The organism is Sporosarcina sp. QA0331 (genome assembly GCF_055808055.1).
Genome location: NZ_CM147850.1, coordinates 1,852,078 through 1,874,077, shown reverse-complemented (window position 1 = coordinate 1,874,077; position 22,000 = coordinate 1,852,078). Strand labels below are relative to the sequence as shown.

18 protein-coding genes and 2 pseudogenes are annotated in these 22,000 nt (G+C 39.1%); 11 read left to right on the top strand and 9 right to left on the bottom strand.

The window, feature by feature from the left end; all coding sequences use genetic code 11:
* The first annotated feature begins 17 nt into the window (after window positions 1–17).
* From trxB to AC0L13_RS09155, 3 genes are read left to right on the top strand one after another with little or no spacing between them, the layout of a single operon-like run.
* Window positions 18–983, top strand: coding sequence for a thioredoxin-disulfide reductase (gene trxB, locus AC0L13_RS09165; protein ID WP_473646181.1), 966 nt, complete (start codon window positions 18–20; stop codon window positions 981–983).
* A complete protein-coding gene (locus AC0L13_RS09160) occupies window positions 980–1,408 on the top strand; it encodes a protein-tyrosine phosphatase family protein (protein ID WP_473646178.1) in 429 nt (142 codons plus the stop codon). Before trxB ends, AC0L13_RS09160 begins: the two co-directional genes overlap by 4 nt.
* A 30-nt stretch (window positions 1,409–1,438) precedes the next feature.
* Window positions 1,439–1,717, top strand: a complete 279-nt coding sequence (locus tag AC0L13_RS09155) for an iron-sulfur cluster biosynthesis family protein (RefSeq protein ID WP_473646175.1) — start codon at window positions 1,439–1,441, stop codon at window positions 1,715–1,717.
* Between the two features lie 222 nt (window positions 1,718–1,939).
* On the opposite strand, the gene AC0L13_RS09150 is transcribed toward AC0L13_RS09155, so the two are convergent.
* Together AC0L13_RS09150 and AC0L13_RS09145 are read right to left on the bottom strand one after the other, a co-directional pair.
* Entirely contained in the window at window positions 1,940–3,244 is a 1,305-nt protein-coding gene (locus AC0L13_RS09150; RefSeq protein ID WP_473646172.1) for a Y-family DNA polymerase, read from the bottom strand.
* 16 nt (window positions 3,245–3,260) lie between these two features.
* On the bottom strand, window positions 3,261–3,599 hold the full coding sequence (locus AC0L13_RS09145; protein WP_473646168.1) for a YolD-like family protein: 339 nt from the start codon (window positions 3,597–3,599) through the stop codon (window positions 3,261–3,263).
* Window positions 3,600–3,961: 362 nt separating this feature from the next.
* Between AC0L13_RS09145 and AC0L13_RS09140 the strand changes: the two are divergent.
* Window positions 3,962–4,042: pseudogene (locus tag AC0L13_RS09140) on the top strand (ArsB/NhaD family transporter); the annotation flags it as partial.
* Between the two features lie 207 nt (window positions 4,043–4,249).
* Here the strand turns inward: AC0L13_RS09140 and AC0L13_RS09135 are convergent.
* Genes AC0L13_RS09135 through AC0L13_RS09120 form a run of 4 tightly spaced genes read right to left on the bottom strand, consistent with a single transcriptional unit; the run spans window position 4,250 to window position 11,074 of the window.
* Window positions 4,250–4,996 carry a hypothetical protein gene (locus tag AC0L13_RS09135; protein WP_473646166.1) on the bottom strand — a complete coding sequence of 249 codons (747 nt, stop codon included), beginning with the start codon at window positions 4,994–4,996 and terminating at the stop codon, window positions 4,250–4,252.
* Between the two features lie 14 nt (window positions 4,997–5,010).
* Window positions 5,011–6,738: a hypothetical protein gene (locus AC0L13_RS09130; protein ID WP_473646164.1), complete on the bottom strand. Its 1,728-nt coding sequence runs from the start codon at window positions 6,736–6,738 to the stop codon at window positions 5,011–5,013.
* A 6-nt stretch (window positions 6,739–6,744) separates the two neighbouring features.
* The gene (locus tag AC0L13_RS09125) at window positions 6,745–9,717 is read right to left on the bottom strand and encodes a hypothetical protein (protein WP_473646162.1); all 2,973 of its coding nucleotides are present in this window, start codon (window positions 9,715–9,717) and stop codon (window positions 6,745–6,747) included.
* Complete coding sequence (locus AC0L13_RS09120; RefSeq protein WP_473646159.1) at window positions 9,710–11,074, bottom strand: hypothetical protein; 1,365 nt, start codon at window positions 11,072–11,074, stop codon at window positions 9,710–9,712. The genes AC0L13_RS09125 and AC0L13_RS09120 overlap by 8 nt, the downstream gene beginning before the upstream one ends.
* Window positions 11,075–11,272: 198 nt before the next feature.
* Between AC0L13_RS09120 and AC0L13_RS09115 the strand changes: the two are divergent.
* Window positions 11,273–12,328, top strand: a pseudogene (locus tag AC0L13_RS09115) (DinB/UmuC family translesion DNA polymerase); the annotation flags it as partial.
* Window positions 12,329–12,372: 44 nt separating this feature from the next.
* On the opposite strand, the gene AC0L13_RS09110 reads toward AC0L13_RS09115, so the two are convergent.
* Window positions 12,373–13,572 carry an MFS transporter gene (locus AC0L13_RS09110; RefSeq protein WP_473646157.1) on the bottom strand — a complete coding sequence of 400 codons (1,200 nt, stop codon included), beginning with the start codon at window positions 13,570–13,572 and terminating at the stop codon, window positions 12,373–12,375.
* 413 nt (window positions 13,573–13,985) lie between these two features.
* Here AC0L13_RS09110 and AC0L13_RS09105 point away from each other — a divergent pair, with 413 nt between their 5' ends.
* The 6 genes from AC0L13_RS09105 to AC0L13_RS09080 all read left to right on the top strand — a co-directional run bounded on the left by AC0L13_RS09105 (window position 13,986) and on the right by AC0L13_RS09080 (window position 19,875).
* Complete coding sequence (locus AC0L13_RS09105) at window positions 13,986–14,318, top strand: YolD-like family protein (protein ID WP_473646154.1); 333 nt, start codon at window positions 13,986–13,988, stop codon at window positions 14,316–14,318.
* Window positions 14,319–14,392: 74 nt separating this feature from the next.
* Entirely contained in the window at window positions 14,393–16,147 is a 1,755-nt protein-coding gene (locus tag AC0L13_RS09100; protein ID WP_473646151.1) for an ABC transporter ATP-binding protein, read from the top strand.
* A 5-nt stretch (window positions 16,148–16,152) separates the two neighbouring features.
* Window positions 16,153–17,934 (top strand): ABC transporter ATP-binding protein, encoded by a 1,782-nt coding sequence (locus AC0L13_RS09095; protein WP_473646931.1) that lies wholly within the window; start codon window positions 16,153–16,155, stop codon window positions 17,932–17,934.
* Window positions 17,935–18,249: 315 nt separating this feature from the next.
* Window positions 18,250–18,960 carry a cytochrome c biogenesis CcdA family protein gene (locus AC0L13_RS09090; RefSeq protein WP_473646149.1) on the top strand — a complete coding sequence of 237 codons (711 nt, stop codon included), beginning with the start codon at window positions 18,250–18,252 and terminating at the stop codon, window positions 18,958–18,960.
* Window positions 18,961–19,028: 68 nt separating this feature from the next.
* Window positions 19,029–19,358, top strand: a complete 330-nt coding sequence (locus tag AC0L13_RS09085) for a thioredoxin family protein (protein WP_473646147.1) — start codon at window positions 19,029–19,031, stop codon at window positions 19,356–19,358.
* Window positions 19,351–19,875 (top strand): CcdC family protein, encoded by a 525-nt coding sequence (locus tag AC0L13_RS09080; RefSeq protein ID WP_473646145.1) that lies wholly within the window; start codon window positions 19,351–19,353, stop codon window positions 19,873–19,875. The genes AC0L13_RS09085 and AC0L13_RS09080 overlap by 8 nt, the downstream gene beginning before the upstream one ends.
* A 216-nt stretch (window positions 19,876–20,091) precedes the next feature.
* Here AC0L13_RS09080 and AC0L13_RS09075 read toward each other — a convergent pair whose 3' ends face one another.
* The gene (locus AC0L13_RS09075) at window positions 20,092–21,114 is read right to left on the bottom strand and encodes a DUF4179 domain-containing protein (RefSeq protein WP_473646142.1); all 1,023 of its coding nucleotides are present in this window, start codon (window positions 21,112–21,114) and stop codon (window positions 20,092–20,094) included.
* A complete protein-coding gene (locus AC0L13_RS09070; RefSeq protein WP_473646139.1) occupies window positions 21,111–21,674 on the bottom strand; it encodes a sigma-70 family RNA polymerase sigma factor in 564 nt (187 codons plus the stop codon). The genes AC0L13_RS09075 and AC0L13_RS09070 overlap by 4 nt, the downstream gene beginning before the upstream one ends.
* Window positions 21,675–22,000 lie beyond the last annotated feature (326 nt).

Sequence of the window (22,000 nt, the reverse complement as noted above, 5' to 3'; positions counted from 1 at the left end):
ATTCGGAGGTACAGAGCATGCATAAGGTAGTAATCCTAGGTACTGGGCCTGCTGGTTTAACAGCAGCAATTTATTTAGCAAGAGCCAATATGAATCCTATAGTAATCGAAGGCGACCAACCAGGAGGACAATTAACACTTACAACAGAAGTAGAAAACTTCCCAGGTTTTATAGATGGAATTATGGGACCGGACCTTATGGATAACATGAGGAAACAAGCAGAGCGCTTTGGAGCTGAATTTAAAAGAGGATGGGTAACGGATGTGGATTTATCCCAGAAACCTTTCAAACTCAATGTTAATGGTTTAGGGGAAATCCTAACAGAATCACTTATCGTTTCAACGGGTGCATCCGCAAAACTCCTTCAAATACCAGGTGAAAAAGAAAATATTGGTTCAGGGGTTAGCACTTGTGCAACCTGCGATGGATTTTTCTATCGAGGCAAAAAGGTCATAATTGTAGGAGGTGGAGATTCCGCGATGGAAGAAGCGAATTTCCTTACTAAATTTGCCTCTGAGGTTGTGTTAGTTCATCGTCGTGACGAATTGCGTGCTTCAAAAATTATGCAAGACAGAGCTAAACAAAATCCGAAAATAGCTTGGGGTTTAAATAAAACTCCTCTTGAAGTAATTGGGGACGGTCTGAAAGTAACTGGCCTGAAAGTGAAAAATAATGAAACTGGTGAAGAAGAGATGATTTCGGCAGATGGTATTTTTGTCGCAATTGGACATACACCAAACACGGCTTTTCTAAAAGGAAAAATTAAAACAGATGATGTTGGTTATATTCAAGTGAAGCCTGGCACTACAGAAACAAACATACCAGGCGTCTACGCGTGTGGCGACGTCCAAGATAATAAATATCGCCAAGCAATCACAGCCGCCGGTACAGGGTGTATGGCCGCACTAGATGCAGAAAGATACTTAGATGGTTCTGTAAGTAATGATTGGAGTCTAACATTGAGCGAGGTGAAAGAAGAATGACGATAATAAATTATCATGAATTAATTAAAGATGGTATTTTTATTGGCGGGGCAGATGATGTATTGGATATTGTGAAGAATGAAAATGTTGATGTAATCGTAGATTTACGTGCAGAATCCGCGAATACTTCATCTGACAGCAGTCGGATTCATAGCCCTATTGCAGATGATGCTGATCAGCAGGATGAATCTGTGAAAGAAGCTATCAATTTGGTCGTCAATGCTTACAATGACGGTAAGAGAGTCTTCTTCCATTGCGGAGGGGGAAGTAATCGAACAGGGACTGTGGCGATCGGAACACTTATAGCCCTTGGCAAAGCGGATACAATTGCTGAAGCAGAGGAAATAGCGAAAACGATTCGCCCTAAAATCGATGTGAAATCTGAAATGAAAGACTCATTAAAAAGAATATTCACAGATGCTTAATAAACGGATGGAAAAGAAGGAGAGAAAATAATGAACATTACAAACGAAGCCAAGCAGTATATTCAATCGCTTTTGGAAGAACAGCAAGCCAAAGGACTCCGTATTTATGCTATTGAGGGATGCTGTGGAGCACAAATTGGTTTATCTCTAGATCCACCTGAGGAATCGGATACTTTATCTTCGATCAATGATATCCAAGTTGCCATTTCCACCCTAGCTTCAGGGCTTCTGAGCGATGTAACATTGGATTTTGAAACTGATGGTAATCAATCGGGGCTAGTAATGATTGGTGCACCGAATAATTGTTAAAACAAAATGAGTCCACTTCACCTGTGGGCTCTTTATTATTCTTGATGAAGCAAAAGCTGTTATAGATGCTACAGGAACATGGGGCCAATAAACAATAATGATCTAATATAGGTAAGCGTCAAACAATGCCGTCTGAGTTGTAGTAGGCAATGTTTGACGTTTGCCTATGTGAATGGCTGTTTACTGTATCATGAGAAATTTATTAACAGCGCAAGCATCGTATTATGAATGCTCATCAGCTTGGTGTCCTCCCACTAATCTTGATCTTTCCACGGTAGTACCGGCAGGAGTGAGAGAGCATGCGCGTACAAGAGATGCAGAACCATGCTTTTGTCGAATTGCATCCATGACAAAACCTAATTTATGCTTACGAAAACCATTAGGATCAAATAGTGACATTTGAAAGGTATCTGTACCTTTAGAAAGATTTGTTAGACGAACACTTATATACCTAACTGGATAGTTTTCAATAAAACGTTGATAAATTGTTAAAGCTATATTATACATTTTCATGGTTTCATTGAATGGCGTCTGCACAGTCATTGAGCGATTGAACCCCTCAACGGCAACATCACGGCTATAGTTTACAGTGATAGATACCGTTTTTCCTACAAACTTGTGTAATCGAACTTGTCGCATGGTCTCTTCGCAAAGTTCTAAAAGAATTGTCTTAGCTTCCAAAATGGAATAATCTCTTAAAAGTGTTTGACCGCGACCATACCCCTTTGTTTTGGAGGGTTTACCCATGTTAGGGTTAACGGAGTTATAAGGAATAAACAATCCATTAAAGACGCTAGTATCTATACCCCAGGAATGTAAAAACCACTCACGACCTAGGACGCCAAAGCGTTTCTCCAATTTTTCAACAGGGTAATGAGCTAATTCATATATGCTTTTAATTCCCAGTCTGGCCAGGTTTTCTTTTGTTCGATTTCCAATGCCCCACACATCAGCCAGATTCTCGATTGTCCATAGTTTATTCGGTACATCGGAATATCGGATTTCCGCTATACCAGAGGGCTCTTTCTTCGCATAAATGTCTAGGGCTAATTTAGCTAAAAAAGGATTGTCGCCTAGACCCCAAGCAGAGGGAAGGCCGAAGCAGTTAAAAATAGCCTGTTTTATTTCAGATATAGCTTCATGAGGGGTGTATAGAGAAGAACAACTAGTGAGGTCGATAAATTGTTCGTCAATTGAATAAACAAATATATCATCAATTGGTACATATTGATTAAGCAGTCGTGTGATATTAACTGACACATCGATATATAATTGCATATTTGGGGAAACTACATATTTACGAAATTCTTCAGGGATATCATACAGACGGCTCCCTGTTTTAATACCCATTTCTTTAAACTTCTTGGTTGCAGCGAGGATGACGGAACCGTTACGTTGTGTATTACCGGCAACGGCTAAAAAATCGGTTAAGGGATCTAAGTTTCTTTTGACACACTCAATTGAAGCATAAAAACTTTTCATATCAACGATAGCAATGTCTCGAGCGGGAAATTGTGAGTAGTCCATATTAATTTCCTCCCAACTATTCTTTAACGATTTCAATGATTTTGTGGAAAGCTATAAAGTGGTTTATGTTTTGAAAATCTCTTATACGATATTGTTTACCAATCATATCGATAAAATTGATATATCCTTTAAGTTTTATGAGCCCACCATCTTCAAAAAATGTGAAGTGAAGTGGAGTATTAAATTCCACGGCTTCTAGTACAAGGGTATCCAGTTCAGATAATTCTTGTTCGTCTAAGATGGGCTTTTGAACTCTATAGACCTCTTGGTAAAAGTCCTTTAACTTTTTTATATGCTCAGGCAATAGCATGGCACTTTGCCATTTTATTACCCCTCTATCTCGAATAGGCTCCATAATAACCACCCTTTCTTTGTCCTTCTATAATATGCGAACCCACGTTCTGTAGTCAAGAGAAACTGAATGTGTAAAAAATGGGAACGTTTGATAGATGAGTCGGGAGAAGGGAAGCAGCTTCGTTCCTCTGATTAGGATTAGGAAATTAATGTACCAACGTGGTCATCCTTTTTAGCACTGTATAATCAAAATGCCATCTGTTTTTTTAGAATCTATATCTTGTTGTAAGGCTCCAGATAGAGGTACAAGCAGCTCCCGCTGCTATTAAGGTGTTTAATACCGTTTGAGTAAATAGGGGGTTAAAATAGTGGTTACAGCCTTATTATCAACAATAGAATTTTAATCGGGCACGTGTCCCCGTTATCTGGCAGCCAAAAGGTTTAAAAATTGGTTGGAGTGCATGTGGTAGGGCTATCTTAGCTTTATTACTCGGAGGAGTTAGTATTTGATGAATGTAACTGAAGTTATTGGAATTACCCGGGAAGAGACATTTTCTTGTGTTCGTGACGAAATTGGTGAGCGAATTCAGTTTAAAGGCTACAGGGAAATAAGAAGCATCCTGAATAAACAAAATACAAGGAAACCTCAATATAAAAGCAGTAGTGCAGACCAATCCTTTGGTTTGCACTACTGCTTTTATATTCACAGTTTTATTTTCTTAGTTGTTTCCAGTTTGCTAATATAATATTGTCTTTTTTATTCTTATCATTTTCTATGTTATTGTTGTTCTCCGGAATATTATTTAATATCGATTCTGGTTCAATAAATGAACGGAGATCGTCTAAACCATCAAAAGCATCCCTATTTTCCGACGCGGATATTTGGTTTTTCAAGCCATATAAGTCTCTGTATTTTGCTACACCACTATGATGTGCCATTTCCAAGGTCATTCTTTGGTATTTTTTAATCACTTCCTGGAGTTCAGTCACTTCTTGCTTTAATGACTTGATTTGCTCTTCTAATACATTGGTCCGAGATAGTAAGTCGTTGTTATTAGTGAGTGAATCATGTAGAAGATTCTCACAAGGCAAAAGATGTTCTAACAATTTTGGTTTACTATGAATATACTTTTCCACAATGTCAGAGAAGTTGGGTATTTCATAGTTAACACCGGCACTGGTGTCAGATTCAACTTTAATAGTCAGTGGTTCATTTGCTAATTCAATAAAATTCCTTCCCCACTTTGCCCAAACATCTTTATTATATATTATAGGAAAATCATCTGGTGCCTTTTGGTTCATTTCTTCTGAAAATCTTACTAGCTGTGCAATTTTAATGATACCAGAAGGATTTTTTTCTCTGAAGAGATATACCAGTTTCTGTAGTCTTGTTTGCTCCTCTGGGTTATCATATTTTCGTTTGCGACCAGCGCCTTTCGGATTGCTATTTTGGCTCAAAAACTTCACCTTTTCTAATCAAATATTTTGGAGATAAGCATGGCGTAATCATGTATCTCCCCATTTATTAACTTTGATTCTCGGGCTAAATCCTCTTGCTCCATAGGATTTGTCCTCAAAGTTTTATAGTCTGCTTTTATATCTTGATAAATCCTCATAAGCGTTTCGGCTCGTATTTTTAGTTTTTTTTCAAATTCATCCTTTAGTTCAATGATTTCTTTGAAATTATTTTCTATCTCCTCACGAGGTATCCAACTTTTTGAACATAATATACAAATTCTCGATTCACATCTTTTAAGTTTGTCTGTACAATATCCGATTTCAACTTCTTCTTTGTACTCAAACATTTGTTCAGGCGCCAAGGATCTATTTATTATATCTTTTATTGCAAGAGCAGAGCTGAAGTTATCAGCACCAGGGTTATTGGTTAATCGATTTACTAAGATAGCTTCGTATGCTTTGGAGTCTACAAAGAATTCTATATGCTTTTGGTAATGGTATTGAGATTCTAAATGTTGATGCCCAGCCATTCTTGCAATTGTCAATGGATTAAACCCTTGCATCATCATGCTACAAATCGCAAAGTGCCTTGTATCATTCGGTTGTATTTGAATTATTTGTTTTTCAGTAATAAATTCATCGTTCTTTTCATCAACGATCGACCTTTTCGTTAAGTTTCCACTTGTTATCCTATTTGATTTTTTTATAGGCTCGAGTCCGTATATATCATTAAGAATCTCCGAATAAAAGGCATCAATTAGGTTTTCCAACATATAAGATACAAAGAAATTTGGATTATATATTCTTTCCCTTACGAATGATGGAAACTGAATCATAGTTTTGCGATAAACAGCAGCAGAAATCAGAGTTTTAGTTTCACCGAAAGGTTCGGAGATAGTAATATACCGTTTAATAAGTGTATAGATTTCTTCGGAAATCGGTAATGTATCAGGCACTTCGAGAGTCTTTGTTGTGGCTCTTTGCTTTTGCCTAGGCAAGGTTAAAAAGTATTTATTACTTTTAACAGTTAGACAGTTTCTTTTGATAGAACAAAATTCAGACGTTCTCATTGGTAAGACTGAAGTTAACTTCCACCATAATAAAATCGGTAAGAACTTCAATTCTGTTTTTGTGTCCCATATTTTAGCGTAGGAAGTAAGAACAAAACTAAATTTAATCACGTCTTTATACGGGGGAAGGTCTCTTGGAACAGACGAGAGAAAATACTTTGGTGACAATAAGCGCAATTCGCTTGAAAGTATTTCTATATTAGAGTCTGTGGGTCTACTGCCGTATACGTAGTCTAAGAAATTTAATCCCAGTACTAAAATAGGGTATCGTATTGATGAATGTAATTCATTTAAGCGATACTCAATTTCATCAATATCAACAAATGATAAATAATTTGTTATGGTTAAAAATCCCTTAATGTGACGTAAATACTTTTCCGCAGAGGTGGGTTTTATTGTAAGTAGATAATTTAAGATCCAACATTTAACCATATCTTTAAATTCGTTTTCATGAATATCGTTAAAGTAAAAATATTTATGTACATTAACTTTTTTGTTATCTATTAGAATCCAGTGATCGTCATTAAATTCACCTTTTACAAAAACCTTATTAAGTGTTAAGTCCGTTATAATATCTTGCGCAATTTCAATTGATTGCTCCTTAAGAAATTCATCGTTTGAATACTCAGTGATAAAATTTAATTCGGATTCTCTGTCTAAAGCTTGCGACAAGTTAAGTCACTCCTCAATTAAAGTTAACTGCTGCATAAATGCGGGTTCACCCTCAGTATAAAAGCTGAATACATAATCTTCACCGAATTTTTCAATCGCCTTTATCAGAAGGTGCTGAATTTTAAGTATTGTATTTTGCTCTCTCTGTTTAACACCGTTTTTATTAGTGTTTTTATATCTTTGGATACTATCTTCAAACTCGTTGAAAATCGCAGTTAATGCATACACATTATGCACGGCAAAAGGGCATTGGTTACAACTGTATTGATTAGAAAGTCTATGGCATTCAGGATAAATCAAACATTGTATGTCTGGATATTTAGCAGGCATATGACCCAAATACATTTTACGAATATGCTCTAATGCTTCATCTGGCGTTAAAGAAAGAATTTTATCCATAAAATTTTGTTCTTCCTGATTCATTGCTTTAGATAAGAAATTGAAAATGTTCTCAACTTCAAAGGGTTCAAAATAACGTTTGATACGAGAAATTTCAAATGTTCTTTCTTGTAATGAACTTTCACGAACTCCTGTGAGAAGTTCTACCAATTGATCATATAAAAAGCCAAACTCTCCTCGGGAAAATAGGTGAAGGGCAATTTCATTTCCACCGTCACCTATGTATTCCTTTGTTACATCTGTTTTATGATTACGAAATTTCATAAGGAGTTCAAAAGCAGAGTTTCCTTTTCCTTTTTTCTCTTGAATAGAATAAAAAAGATGTTCCATTAAAGAACGGTTGGCGATTAAAGGAGAGAATTTGATATGTTTTAGTTTTTCGTTTTTTCCGAAAAAGTAGTTGAAATGACTTGCACGAATATTATTTTGTTTTTTCTTTTCATTTGTAAAATCTATCAATGTAAAACTATTTGATTTACGTCTATGAAATTCAGTTATGCATAGAGCGGTTACCAGAGGTATAACTAAATCAAGATTACATGTGAAGTCCCTAGGCATACCGTTTTTCGCAGTAACTAGCTTATAGCTTCTAATTATATTTATTATTTTTTGAGCCTGTGGTGTTGTGATTTCATGATATTTAAACCATTCTATGTTCGGAACGCCAATAGTTTCAGGTTGAATTGGGGGAATACGAAAAACATCGCTGGGTCTCCAAGCGTTAGTTAATAGAATCAACGTGAATAACCATAAATTTGAATAACGTTTATCAACGATAGCTTGATTAACATGAATATCTAAGTTGCTAGAATACTGATAAATCTCAATCCAATCCTCAAAACTAATTTTCATTTTGTCTTCGTTATTTTTCTTTCTTAGAGGATAATGTAGATTCTTAAGAGAGTATCGACATAGCCTTTCTTTTTCTATATACATTAGTATGTTCCATAAACATATTCTTTGATTTATTGAAGGGCATTTTTCAATAAATAGGTGTATTTCAGTATTATTAAAGAGAAAAAGTTCTTTTTGAAGTTTATAGTTAATCAAGTATTCAATCGATAGTAAATAGTCACGTTTATATTTGTTTAAAGTATCAGGGAGTGCGGTTCTAGCGGCTAGGGATTGCTCCGCGAAAGAAATCAAAAGCCTAGTTGTATCTTTAAGGTATTCTGGTAACTTCCTTAAAACTAAAAAGGATTTTATGTAATCAGAAGTGTCGAGGTGTAATTGTTCAAAAACAAGTGAAGAGAGTTCTTTGTCCTTTATAAATCGATTTGCTTCTTGTTTGTCATATAGGTATCTACCTTTTATGCTGGTGAAAAACTTCATGTATATTGGTATTTCAGTGGAGGTAATAGGGATTTTTTTAAAGGGCATCTTTCGCAAATTTAATTCCTTAAGCAATTCTTCTCTTGTAAAATACCTTTTTCTTAAATCCGCAATTTTTCCTAAATAATCACCAACTTCTTTTTTTGATATTTTCCAATAATCATGATTTTCGTCAGGCTCAAAAAAATCAATAAAAAGATTTTTGTATTCATTTTTTTGCAATAACTTGAACAAAGTACCTTCCATTCTAGAAGAAACACGTTCGATTCCCTTTAATGTATAGTAACCATTTTCACTGTAAGGTGTTCTTACAGATGAAGAGCGAGAATCATTAATTACGTCTAAATCATAGGGTGCCATAAAATCTATTGCCTTATCTTTTGATATATAAGTTTTGTAATTAATAAGAAGTTTGTCCTCAGTTGAAAATATAGTACGTAGATAGCCCGGTGAGAGATCTAACTTGTACGCTATATCATCTAACTCAAGATAATCGTTCTTCAATTTATCTAAAAGTGAATGTACGGATTCTTTTGTTATCCAAGATTTGTTATTTCTGTTATTTTTATATATTTTTCCGAATTCTGTTTTAACAAATTTTAGAAGTCCACTTTCGACTAAACTCATTATTGAACTCGAACTGCTCTCAGAGTATCCAAATATTTCTTTGACATCGTTGAGAGAATAATGATTTTCAAAAAAGGCATTTTCCTCTATCATAATTTTATCTAATTCCTTAATAGAAAAAAACAAACCACGTTCTTTAAAGCCTGGCGGGGCTTCTACAGGTGTTAATTTATTGATCTTAGTGTAATATTTTATTCTTTCAAAACCTAACCCATATCTTTTGTTCGCTTCTTTCGTAGAAATGTGGGTTGAAAATATCGCCTTTTTATTCTCTAAGGCTTGTTTAAAATCAAGAGCGGAATCTTTAGTTATAAAAACATATTTTCCTTTAATAGGGGACAAAACCTTTTTGATATTAAGGAGAATATATTCATCGGGATAATGCAATTCAATATTAAGAAGTCCCGTATATCTTGGAATACCGACTACCTTTACAAATTCACTAATATCATAACAATTGTCATATATTTCTCTTTCAAAATTTAAGTATTTGATTATCTTATCTTTATTGTAAGGTTTCCCATTATATTTAATGAGATTTATTTCTACTAATCGACTAATTTTATCTGGGCTAAAACCAGTTAACTCTACAACTTCTTTTTTCAACAGTTCCTTAGTCAAAATTTCTAGCATCCTTTCTTAAAACTGTATTCATTAAACTATCGTTGTACTGTTGTGCTATACCTATGATCAATTCTTCATCAAAGCTGTCGCAAGCTTCGATCCTCTCTTTATACATTGCTTGTAAACCCTCTTGTATTTCTTCTCGAATAGCTTCTTTACTCATGTACACTAGTGCAGATTCAAGGCTTTTATCTCCTCGAAGAATAGCTAGTTCAGCAGGACTTTTAACTATCTTCGCCATAGTATTAGTGTAAATACGTCGACCAATATGTGTTCCCCAAGAGTTGGATGATAATAAAGGGTAATAAGAAGGCATTTTATTTTTAACTACTTTTAAAAATTCACGCTTTACCTTATTAAACCTCTCGTCATATGTATCACCACTCATTGGATCACCGTCGTTATCGATAAATAATGCATTGTAGTTGTTGATGTATTGTAGATTTTTCAGCCTTTTTTTAAAACTTTTTAATAATGGGACTGAGATACTGGGGAGGACTTGAATTGGTTGTACCGGAAAAAGTCTTGTATCTCTTTTAACTGAGCAGGATGAGATATCGTTTAACCTTTCCCATAAGTAAGGTTTGTATCCTATTCTTACGGATAAACCGTGTTCTCCATTTGGTCCGTATTCACGAAGGTCGCTACGTAAGACATTAACTACTTCACCTCTTCGTAAACCACCGAAAAACTGGAGGTAAATACCGAAAGAAATTTCTGGAGCTACAAGTTCCGCAATTTCCAAAAACAAAGTAATTAGTCTGGAGTGGGGGAAATGCTCAAGTTTCAATTCATTTCTAGTAATATTTTTTGCCGGAAGTGAGAATCCGTTTCCAATAAAGATGGAGCCAACTGTTACTTGATTGTTTTTAGCTTTGTATGTATTTTCATTAATAATTTCTGCTAATTGCCCTTGAATGATTTTTTTATCATTCAAAAACTTAAAGAAATATTTTAGATACATATCCGCGTGCTCTAAGGTCCCCCTTGATCTGTATACCCCTTGTTCTCTTTTCCGACTTATGTACTTAGTGGTTTTCAAATGATTTAAGAAATCAACACCATGTGAAAGGGTAAGCTTCTTTAAAGAATCTATTTGATAGACATGATAGTTATCAATTATTAACCAATTTAAGAACTGTACAATAACGTCTGAAGCCCTCTTTTGAGAATTGTAATTGTGATCTGTTTTTCCATATCGTTGTTTAATAAAGTTAGTTGCGGGATGAACTCTAAAGAATTTAGTATTGGTGTCTTCGACGACAATCGTTGCATATTCAACACGATAATTATGTCCAATATCAACATTCGCTTTTTTGACGCTAAATTTTATCCCTTTGTTTTTTAGTTCCACATTATCACAACCTTTATTTAATTAAGAATGTACATTCTATTATAAACTATACGAGAATAAATAACGCTAAAAAGCATATTAATCTCCGTAATTGAAATACGGAGATTAATTAATATCATAAGTAAGGTATTAATAAATCACTCTCTATTCGGGTTTAATTAATGAACCCCTGATTGTTAGAGAATACACCCACATAAGCGACTTTATGAAATCCCCGATGACCCATCCATCCGGCTAATCGAGCCCAAAATGCAATTTTACATCGATGTTTCAATGGAAATCGCCAAATATTTGAACCACTATGTGCCGAAAGAGGCAATCCATGTGTATTCTGTCGATGAAAGCTTTATTGACTTAGGTGGAACCGAGCGGCTTTGGGGCGACCCTGAAAAAACCGTCAAGAGAATCCAAGATGAGCTTGTCAGCCAATACCAGCTCCGATCCGCCTGCGGAATGGGGCCGAATATGCTGATGGCAAAGCTCGCCCTTGACTTGGATGCGAAAAAAACCGGCTTTGCCCGTTGGACGTATGAGGACGTTCCGAAAAGACTCTGGCCAGTCGCGCCGCTCAGCCGGATGTGGGGAATCGGCAGCCGGCTTGAAAAAACGTTGAACAATATGGGGATCTTCTCAGTAGGTGATTTAGCCCGTACGCCTCTCGAACGGCTTGAAACAAAATTCGGCGTTATGGGCAACCAATTGTATCATCATGCGCATGGCATCGACTTATCCGATCTCGGAGCCCCGCTCGTCGAAGGACAAATCAGCTATGGAAAGGGCCAGATTTTGTATCGTGATTACACGAAACGGGAAGACATCCTCGCCGTCATTCTTGAAATGTGCGAAGACGTCGCATTGCGGGCGAGAGAAGCGGGAAAGGCAGGTCGCACAGTCCATCTGTCAATCGGCTATTCAAAGAATTCACTTGGAGGAGGATTCGGCCGTTCCCGTTCAATGTATGAAGCGACAAACGATACGATGGCCATCTACCGACTTTGCATGAAGCTCCTCGACGAATTCCACGATGGTCGCCCTGTACGGCGCATCGCCATTAGTCTGGCGAATCTTGAAAACGAATATGCCATGCAGCTTAGCTTTTTCGATGAGCATAAATGGCGTAATCGACAGCTTGGCGCAGCGATGGATTCATTACGCAAAAAATACGGCTCCACAGCTGTATTGCGAGCGGTTTCCTACACAGACGCAGGAACCGCCGTCCACCGCTCCCAACTCATCGGCGGGCATTACAAATGAAATAGACCGTCCCGCTTGCATAGAAGCCGGACGGTCAGCCTTTCTTATTCTTTTGCAGATAAATGTCGGCGTTGATAATACAAATGGATGGATGCAACCAATAGTAATCCTGCCGAGAGCAAATACGTCATCCGTACATCCCATAGTTCAGCCAACAGACCGAAAACTAAAGAACCAATCGCAAATAGAAGGGAAACAATCGTGCTTTGCGCCGCGTAAATTTTAGGAAGTACTTCGGACGTTGCATTTTTCTGCAACAAAGTCTCCGTCGCGATCCCTTTCACCTGTTGGAAAATGCCGCTGAAACAGACGATAACAAGTGACAACCAACCTATCTGCGTGAAACCGAAAAGAAAGGTGACGATGCAAATGCTGAAAGAGGAAATTAGCAAAATCGGCCTCAATCTTTTCTCGGCTGAAGCAGCGAAACGGGAAAAAAGAATCCCGCCAAGCAGCATACCTACAAAGAATGCCGTATTGATATAGCCCCACCAAGCCTCTGACTGTCCAAGAACTTCGGTAACAAAAACATAGAGGATGGAAGCGATCCATACAACGTTGGCAATCGCTTCAAACGCTATAAGAATATGAAGGCTTCTATAAAGGGGATGCCTCCATATGAGCTTCCAGCCTTCTGTCAACTCATCGAAACGCCGGACGGAAGATTCCTTTCTCGTGAAGCCGGTAGCATCGACTATATTTATCAAAAGGATTGTAGCTGCTACATAACATCCAAACGTAAGCACGATAACAAGCTGCCCGCCTAAAAAAGCAACAAGCAAACCGCCAAGCGCCCAACCACCTAAATTGACCGTCTCATACACGATAAAAAAAAAGCTGTTCGCTTTCACGAGCTCATGCGAAGGAACGAGACGTGGCAGCATAGCCTGGCTCGCTGGCGCAGCCCAACCATCCAAAAATGCTATGACTAGCACGAATGCCAAAAGAACCGGTACAGCAGGCACAAGTAAAAAGGTGATAATTGACAGCACACCCAACGCAATAGTCTTAAAAGTTTGCGAATACACGAGCAATTGTTTCAACGGATAACGATTGATCAGCAAAGGTGAAAACAATCCACTAACAAAACGGCCGACCATATTGATAAAAGGCACTAAAGCTAATATAAATGGCGATTCAGTAAGGCTATATAAAACCGAAATTAGCCCGACAATATAAAAAATATCTCCTGCATTCGCCAATGCCTGGCTAATCCATAAAAACCGGAAAGACCTACTTTTCATTCTCACTACCCCTTTTATAATCATTTTGATTCTGATTACTACAGGGCAGGTTTTACACTCGTCTAACTCCTCCTTATCGTAAAGAAACCATCCTTTTGAAGCATATAAAGCAAGTTAAGAAAATAAAATCGAAAAGCTCAAGGTAGGGAGTGAGAATGAAATAAAGCCATTATAGATTCTCATCATTGTTGGGTTGTTTTATCCATTATAGCGGCTTATAGATTGACTTCCAACGGTTTATGTAATTGAACCTTCAAATAAATTGTACGATCAGAGGATTGAAGCGAAAGGCGGCGACTCCTGGGGGATGCGCGGGTCAGGTGAGACCCCGCAACGAAGCGAAGCAAAGTGAGGAGGCTCACCGCCCGCCTGAAGCGGAAATCCGGTTATTGAATATTTAAGGAGATGATCTGATGATCCGTGACCGAGGACGCATCAAATGGACGGCGATGATGCTGCCCGAACATGTCGAGCAGCTGCGCGAATGGCAAAAGGAAGACGAACTGCAAATAAGGCAACAGCCCGACGAACAGCAACTCGAACAATGGAACTATCAAATCCATGAAGCCGCAGAAAGGAATTTACAAATTTCCATACACTATTGGGACCATGAAAAAGTAACAGAAGGAAAAGGACATATCCAAAAAATCAATACACTGGATGGAACGCTGCGCCTCGTTTCCGACAACGGCGAGGCACATTGGATCCCATTTGTCCATATAAAAAGTATTTCAGAAACCGAATAATTTAAGTTTCGTACCTTTTCTATTGTTCAGACTTTTGATAGACTATTCAAGGATAGAGAAAAAGGGGGATTAGTGTGAAAGTTTTACTACAGCTTGGCTGGTTTTTCAAACAACGGAAGAAACAATATGGACTCGGTGTCGCAGCGCTCGTGTTCGTTTCCTTATTGCAATTGCTTCCTCCGAAAATCATCGGCTTGATCGTCGATGATATTACGGAAGCCGCATTGACAGCTTCCGAGCTGACGAAGTGGCTCATCATCCTGGCGATTGCTGGAGTGTTAATGTATCTGTCTCGCTATTATTGGCGCGTCATGATCTTTGGCTCCGCGGTGCTATTATCGCGAACGATGCGAGAGAAATTATTCAATCATTTTACGAGAATGTCACCTTCTTTTTATCAAAAGAGACGGGTCGGGGACTTGATGGCCCATGCGACAAATGACATCAACGCCGTTCAACAGACGGCAGGAATGGGGATTTTGACACTTGTCGACTCCATTTCCACTGGTGGTTTTGTTATTTTGACGATGGCGTTGACCATTAACTGGAAACTGACGATCATTGCACTTATTCCGTTCCCGTTCATGATATTCCTGACAAGTTATTATGGAAGATTGCTGCGCAAGCGTTTCCGCTTTGCACAAGAGGCGTTCTCCAATCTGAACGATAAGACGCAGGAAAGCATTTCCGGTATTAAAGTAATCAAAACGTTTGGACAGCAAAAGGAAGATATTGAAGATTTCACGGATCTATCGACGGATGTCGTCGCTAAAAATATGAGAGTGGCGAAAGTGGATGCACTTTTCGATCCGACAATCACAGGCATCTTTGCGGTATCCTATATTCTATCTTTCTATTTCGGAACAAAATTTATCATTGCAGGAGATATGTCCATCGGTGACATGGTAGCGTTCAGTACATACCTTGGGCTTCTCGTATGGCCAATGCTCGCTTTCGGGTTCCTGTTCAATATCGTGGAACGCGGAAATGCTTCATATAGCCGTATTACAGAACTATTATCTATCGCTCCAGATATTAAAGACGTCACAGGGGCTATTGATCGCCGACCGGAAGGAGACCTTCACTTTGATATCGAGGAATTCAAATTCCCGGACGACGAAAGCCCGGCGCTCCGCGATGTTCACTTCACTTTGAAACGAGGAGAGACGCTCGGCATTGTCGGGAAGACCGGCTCCGGGAAAACGGCAATTTTGAAATTATTGCTGAGAGAATTTGAAGGATATAAAGGAAGCATCATCTATGGCGGACATCCGATCAACCAATATAAGCAGCAGCGTTTACGTGAATCGATTGGTTACGTGCCGCAAGATCATTTCCTATTCTCTACGACGATTGCAGAAAATATTGCATTTACCAATCCGAAATTGGATCGGGAGAAAATTTATGAAGCGGCAAGGCTTGCCCACATCCACGACGATATTACAGGATTTGCTGAAGGCTATGAAACTGTCGTAGGTGAACGCGGCGTTTCCCTATCCGGAGGCCAAAAGCAACGTGTATCTATTGCGCGTGCGCTTATCATGCAACCTGAATTGCTTATTTTGGATGATTCACTATCCGCAGTCGATGCGAAAACCGAGGAAGCAATCCTTGAGTCGCTAAAACGGACACGGACAGGTGAAACGACAGTTATTACATCTCACCGATTAAGTGCCATCCAACATGCGCATAAAATAATCGTCATGCATGAAGGAACGATTGTTGAAGCGGGTACCCATGAAGAGTTACTTGCATTGAACGGAAGATATAAGGAAATGTATGACTTGCAGCAATTGGAAGTGCTTGTCGAGCAAGGAGGGGAAGAATAATGCAGATGGAAAAACAGCCTAAATTGACGGCAAAGGACCAATGGATCGTCTTCAAGCGGTTGATGCGCTATGCAATTCCACATAAGGTAAGCATCTCGGTCGCATTGTTCTTCCTTATATTAACGATTACGGGAAGCATTGTCGGGCCGCTCATCATCCAATCATTCATCGATGATTATTTGACGCCGCTCAACTTCCCGAAAAACGAAGTATTGACGCTTGCGCTCGTCTATATCGGTTTGCAGATTTTCATTGTCGTTGTGTCATATTTTCAATTGCTCCGTTTTCAGGACATTGCCTTGAAGATCATACAACAAATGAGGATTGATGTATTCACGAAAGTGCAGGGGCTTGGCATGCGTTATTTTGACAGGACACCGGCAGGAAGCATTGTGTCACGTGTGACGAATGATACGGAATCAATCAAGGAAATGTTCGTCAGCGTCGTCGTCACTTTCCTGCAAGCGATCTTCGTCATTATCGGTGTTTACATCGCTCTCTTTTCACTTGATGTGAAATTATCATTTGTATCAATGATTCTGTTGCCGTTATTTATGGCGATCATCATAGTCTATCGTCGTTACAGTGCGGATTTCTATCAGGACATTCGCGAACGATTGAGTCAATTGAATGCTAAAATCGCCGAGTCATTATCAGGCATGGGCATGATTCAAGCATTCCGGCAAGAAGAACGGTTGGCAAGTGAGTTTGATGATATTAACGAAGGCCATTATCGTGCAGGAATGCGGAATATTAAATTCGATAGTATTCTTCTAGGGCCGTTCATCGACTTGCTTTATGCTTTCGCTATCGTTTTCGTTCTCGGTTATTTCGGATTCATGTCACTCGATAGTGCAGTAGAAGTAGGGATCATCTATGCATTCACGACGCTGATCGGTCGTTTATTCCAGCCGGTCCAACAAGTAATGCAGCGGATGTCTATTTTCCAGCAGGCGCTCGTTTCGGCATCTCGAGTATTCAAATTGATGGATGATCCGGATATGGAACCTACCCAACAGGAAACAAAGCATAAGGAAATCCAAGACGGAACGATTGAATTCCGAAATGTGACGTTTTCTTACGATGGCAAGAACGATGTACTGAAAAACATCTCTTTCACAGCTAATGCCGGCGAAACTGTTGCGTTAGTCGGTCATACAGGAAGCGGGAAGAGCTCCATCATCAACTTGCTTATGAGGTTCTATGAATATGGGCAAGGAGAAATCCTCATTGATGGAGTTTCTTTAAAAGACTTGCCAAAGGCTGAACTGCGGAAGAAGATCGGGCTTGTCCTTCAGGATCCATTCTTGTTCTACGGGGATATTGAAAGTAATATCCGTCTGCATAATAAGGAAATGACTTCCGAGGAAGTCCGAGCTGCAGCTGAATTTGTTCAAGCGAATGAATTCATTGAAAAACTGCCGGATAAATATTCGCAAAAGGTGACAGAGCGAGGGTCGACGTTCTCGAGCGGACAGCGTCAATTGGTCGCATTTGCGCGGACAATTGCGACGAACCCCAAAATCCTCGTATTAGATGAAGCGACTGCGAATATCGATACGGAAACGGAAGTCGCCATCCAGGCAAGCTTGGAAAAAATGCGTAAAGGCCGTACGACAATTGCGATCGCCCATCGATTGAGCACAATCCAGGATGCGGAGCTCATTCTCGTCCTCCATCAAGGCGAAATCGTCGAACGCGGAACGCACCAGCAACTTCTATCACAAAAAGGACTCTATTACATGATGTATCAATTACAAAATGGTCTCGTAGAAGATGCTATGTAACATACCGGTTCGCCAACGCATTCATTGCGAAGGCGAATCGGTTTTTTCTTTGTCTAGTTACGAGGAGCAGCTGCTCGGGGCGCTTCAATCTTGAAGCAAAAGGCAAAAAGCGCCTTTTGTTCAAGCTCTCCGACGTACAGGACGTACTAGTGCCGACGTTGCCGCAGGACGCGGCGGTTTTAGTCGGCCACCACCTGTCGCAGCTAACCGCTTCTCTTCGCGTTTCTTTGTTCATTAATTGTTCACAGTCAAAATGAGCGAATTTCGGCTTCGGATTTGGTACGATGGGAGAAGAAAAATGAAGGGGAGAGAATGATGGGAACTGATTTGAATATATTTCTAGCATTTGGCGCAGGTTTCCTCAGTTTCATTTCGCCTTGCGTCCTGCCATTGTATCCGGCATTCATATCTTATATTACCGGCATGTCGATCGAAGAGCTGAAATCGGATTCAAAACGTATGAATCGGAATGGTATGCTCCATACGCTGTTCTTTTTACTCGGATTCTCGGTCGTCTTTGTCTTTTTAGGATTCAGTACATCATTTGTCGGCAATTTTTTCGTACAGTACAAAGATATTCTTAGGCAGATCGGTGCTATTTTCATCGTATTGTTTGGATTAATGGTCATCGGGTTGTTTACACCGAAGTTTTTAATGAAAGAGCATCGTTTGCAATTCAAAAATCGTCCAGCTGGCTATTTAGGGACGGCTTTGATCGGACTTGCTTTTTCAGCAGGATGGCAGCCATGCATGGGGCCGATCATTGGAGCGATCATCGGATTAGCAGCGGCAAACCCGGGTTCCAGCATGCTGTATATGATGATGTATGTGCTCGGGTTCGCGATTCCATTTTTCGTCTTGTCGTTTTTCATTACACGACTCGGCTGGATTCGCAGAAACAGTAATCTTATTATGAAAATCGGCGGTTATATTATGATTGCCTTTGGACTATTACTGTTCTTTGACGGCATCGTTTTCCTAACAAGCTTACTTAGCCCGATATTTGGAGATTTCCAAGGATTTTAAGATTCATTCCAAAGCCTCCGAGCATTTTGCTTGGAGGCATAATTGATTGTGAAACGGAGGAACTGCCGGTGAAAGAAATCAATTCTTTTGACCAATGGCTAACTATATCAGCAAGCGAGCCAAAGCTTCTATTGTTTGTAAAAACGGATCATTGCTCTGTTTGTGAAGGGCTTTATCCGCAAGTGGCCGAGCTCGAAGAAAAATATCCATTTCCATTTTATAAAGTCAATGCGGCACAACTCCCTGAAGTAGCTGGACAACTTTCGTTATTCACCGCTCCTGTCGTTTTGCTGTTCCATCAAGGAAAGGAAATGACCAGGTTTGCCAGGTTCGTTCAGATGGAGCAACTGAAACATCGGATGGATGAGTTGGTGGAGTGGGGGGAGGATTATGCTTAAACTTCAGGAGTTCGTTGATTTCATTTTTAATGAAATCCCCTCCATTTACTTGATTGTCGGTTCGACTTTGTTATTCCTCTTTATGGGGACGATGGCGTTCATCGTGCGGACAAAAGCCGCAAAAAGACCAATTTCACCGAAACGAATCATTTTGCCGCCGCTGTTCATGTCGACAGGGGCGCTCATGTTTTTATTTGAAGAGTTCAGGGTGCCATTCCCTCAAGTGATTGAATCGGTCTTTGTAGGACTGCTATTTTCGATTGTATTGATTAAAACGACGAATTTTGAAGAAAAGGACGAAAAGCTCTATGTCAAGAAGTCCAAAGCTTTTATTATCATCCTTTTCAGTTTGCTCATCATACGTTTTATTGCAAAATTGATTTTAAGCAGCTCTATCGATGTCGGTGAGCTTGGCGGCATGTTCTGGATATTGGCATTCGGCATGATTGTCCCATGGCGTATCGGAATGCTAGTTAAGTATTTAAAACTAAAGAAATCTATGGAAAAAGCCTCCTAATTCGATAGGAGGCTTTAGCCTTTTTTATTTAAAAAGAGAGTAATACTAAAAAAGTTGATTTCCGCTACGGGGCGAACGCTTTCCGCGGGCACGGTTTCAATCCTGCTCGCAAAAGCTGTTCTTCGTGACGGCTTTCGCCGGAGTCGTAGCCCTTCGCTTCAATCAACAGTGTCTCCTATAAAATGATTAAGGTGATGACGGCAGAGAATTTCAGTCTTACTTTTTCAATTCAATGACAATGGGTTCAAGTTTGATTTCAGTATGACCTTGACCAGACATAAGACTTGCGATTTGAATAGGCTGAATGATGAGTTTACTGGCTTCCTCTTTAATCGTACCAAAGGCGCTTGTTCCTTTAAACGTCTTGTAGTCATCAGTTGTCTTTCCACCGCCACCAGTCCCATTCATATACACATTACCGAGGTCATCTGTTACACGGAAAACAGGTGAAACACTTGACCATTCTTTAAGTAGTTCATTCGATACCACTTGTTCATAGCTAATCACAGTGGATACATCAGTGAACTCAACGGATTGGAGTGTGAAGCTCACATCTTCTTGCTGCACCGTTTCATTTACCAATTGCAAATCGCCTCCTAAACGATTCAGTGAAAAAGCAAAAGACCAATCTCCCTTTACTTCTAAATCAGTTGAAGGATTATAAAAGGCTTCTGGTTTCCAGGTGACTTCGATTGTTTCTGGGTGCTGAATATTTTTGAAATTTGGAGTGAAAGTTGATAACCCCACATAGCGATTCTCACTGATCTTCGAAATTCTAAATGCACCGCCACTACCGCCTGCATCACGGACATAAAACCAGTTCGGTGAACGTACATCCATGCGTCCGTCAAAATTATAATCAGTTTCAATTGCGAAAGAGACTGTAACATTTGTGCCGTCATAAACGGCATTGTCAATCATGACCGTAATACCATTACTTGTTTGTACAAGACCGATCTCATTCGAAAATTCCTCAAAATCTTTGTAGTGTTGCTCTTCGTCATTAAAAAAATAAATGACATTATCCATAAACGGAATTTGTGATGCAAGAGACGGAAATGCAAAACCTGTTGCTGTACTTGCTCCAACAATGATAACAGCTGTAACGGCAATGTTACGCCAAATCGGTGCTTTTTTGCGTTTTTTTAGTACATGTTGTTTGACGCGTGCCTTTTCGATGTCTGTTACGTCTAGTAATTCAAGTTGATCGAAATCCATATGTATCCATTCTTTCATCATACAAATAGCTCCTTTAACTTAGTATTTGTGGCTAATGTTTTCTTTCCACGATACAAACGATTATCGACCGCAGCTTTAGATAGACCTAGGTTGTCAGCAATTTCAATATTTGAAAGCTCCAAATAATATTTCATCATAAAAATATCACGGTCGACTTCATTTAATTGACTAATCGCAAATAATAATTCGTTTTTTTCTTCACGTTTCAAGACAGATAAGTCAGTTTGTAAAGAACTTGCTTTCTGTTCAAGTGGTGCATCTGATTGTTCATGTGCTTTTTGTTTTTTAGCCTGCCGATAACGATCTATTGCTTTGTACTTCGTAATCATGCCAATCCATTTTTTAAAGTCTTGTGTATCACCTTGAAACTGATGAGCATTTTGCCAAATAGTTAGAAAAACATCATTGATACATTCATCGATATCTGATTGCTTCATATTGTGTAGTATTTTCGTGGCAATCGTTTTTACTAGTGGCATATAAGCATCAATAATATACTCGAGTGCATCTTCTTTTTGTTTTTTTAATCTAGTGACAAAGTTTGTTGATGAACTTTTCATTTATTTCGCTCCTTATGTGATTGAAAAAGCTTTTTCATAAAGTACAACGAACAGCTTAATAGTTTATTCTCAAAAAAACATTTATTATTTTCTTATATAAAGAATTTCAGACAATGGATAGAGAAAAAGAATTGTATTGTAGGGGATACAATTGATTGAAGCGGAAGGCGGCGACTCCTGCGAACGCCGTCACGAAGGACGGCGTTTGCGAGCACAAGCACAGCGTTGCGAGCAATGTTTTCTGTGACCTTAAGGGAGCAGGATGCCTTAATTTCTGCCAAATACGCAGAAATTAAGGCAAATCGAACCCTCCGCTGTCCGATTGG